3 protein-coding genes are annotated in these 1,354 nt (G+C 51.2%); 2 read left to right on the top strand and 1 reads right to left on the bottom strand.

The genetic code is table 11. The annotated features are described in order from the left end of the window. Window positions 1-42 precede the first annotated feature (42 nt). Complete coding sequence (locus Q4P78_RS08795) at window positions 43-450, bottom strand: hypothetical protein (protein ID WP_126926522.1); 408 nt, start codon at window positions 448-450, stop codon at window positions 43-45. A gap of 144 nt (window positions 451-594) precedes the next feature. On the opposite strand from Q4P78_RS08795, the gene Q4P78_RS08790 reads away from it, so the two are divergent. Together Q4P78_RS08790 and Q4P78_RS08785 are read left to right on the top strand one after the other, a co-directional pair. Further along, the gene (locus Q4P78_RS08790) at window positions 595-1,059 is read left to right on the top strand and encodes a hypothetical protein (protein WP_303339999.1); all 465 of its coding nucleotides are present in this window, start codon (window positions 595-597) and stop codon (window positions 1,057-1,059) included. 46 nt (window positions 1,060-1,105) lie between these two features. After that, window positions 1,106-1,354, top strand: a 249-nt coding sequence (locus tag Q4P78_RS08785) for an ATP/GTP-binding protein (RefSeq protein ID WP_303339998.1), incomplete at its 3' end; no start/stop codon positions are given.

The following is a 1,354-nucleotide window of genomic DNA, read 5'->3' as shown; positions in this document are numbered from 1 at the left end:
AGCAGCGGGTCATTGTGCACACGCCATCTGCGGGTTGGTTATTTATAGTCTCTCCCATGTGTAGGGTAGGCCCACGTGGGAGATACGCCCAGTCTTGAAATACTGTACCGCACACTCAAAAGCCTGCTCTTGAGTTACTAATTCGTGTTCCGTGAAGAGGCTCAGCTGCCCACCCACCAGTATCTTAACTGTTGCTGTGTCGCTCATCTGCGGGTTTCTGACGTTTAGAATGGTGCCCTCTTCACACCCGGTGAGTACATACCGTTGGGGACCTCCGCCGATCATGAGGTGGTTGTTATCGGGGTCTTTACTGGGATGATACAGGCTGAGCAGGGTGTGGTGGTTGGTGCCGAGACGTTTCAGCAAGGCCAGCAGTTCCCCCGTTGATACGATGGTGTGCTCTGTATCCTCGCTGCGGTTTCCAACCCAGTGATCAAGAATAGCTTTCATGCGGCATTCTCCTCGGTGCGCTCATCATGATGAGGGTGATACACGAGTGTATTTTATAGTGTATGCGGGGGTAGCGTTGTTTCTTTGCCGCTGATAGCCCGGTGAGAAAAACCAAATACGTGAACCAATAAGAAAGTGCAGGCTGTGAAAGATTTTGCGTATGGTCAGCCATTAGAAGCGACTGAGGCGGAAAAAGTAGTGCAGCGTCTTATCCGTGTCTTTTTCAGAGGACATATGCTCTGCTCAACACCTAATAACTCAAACGAAAATACAGTGAGTTTCTCGTATAAGCGACCATTCGGATGCGAAAGCGGCCAGCCTCAGCTGGTTCGCCCCCACCGGCTGGGTGAGCTTTTTCCTCACCAAATGCTTTATGTGCTGCGGCATTACGTGTATGACGGTCTTCAGCTGCCTGTCTTCACTGCCCTCAGCGGCGAGATCCAACACGATTTAGAAGACGTGGACTCTATTGATTTCCACGAGCACGCCTATATTTTTGATAAAAATTTTTCGCGCTGTTTTTACGTTATGGATTCTTGCAATCTTCACGGCAATACGTATGAGGCTATCCTCACCGAGTATGCTCCTTTAGACGAGGCCCCGGTATAACCTTTAAAATCTGGAATGGGTAGTAGCTAGGGATAAAATAGTGAGCATGGCACGTAAGAATCACCCCGGTAAACGCCCTTCGGGCACCACCTCCCGCAACTGGTTACGCACCACCGCAGGTGGCGGGCGTGATATTTCACGTATTCTTGACCCGGCGCCAACCGTTGAGAGCGACCGGTACGGAGACTGGTTCGTGCAGTATATCCCGGCTGTTAATGCCAGAAAAACTTACACCTGCCCCGAATGTTACCGTCCCATACCGCCCGGAACTGCGCACCTGGTGGTGTGGCAAGAA

The organism is Rothia sp. (in: high G+C Gram-positive bacteria) (genome assembly GCF_030540545.1).
Lineage (GTDB): Bacteria > Actinomycetota > Actinomycetes > Actinomycetales > Micrococcaceae > Rothia.
This window is presented reverse-complemented; position numbering and strand designations above follow the sequence as displayed.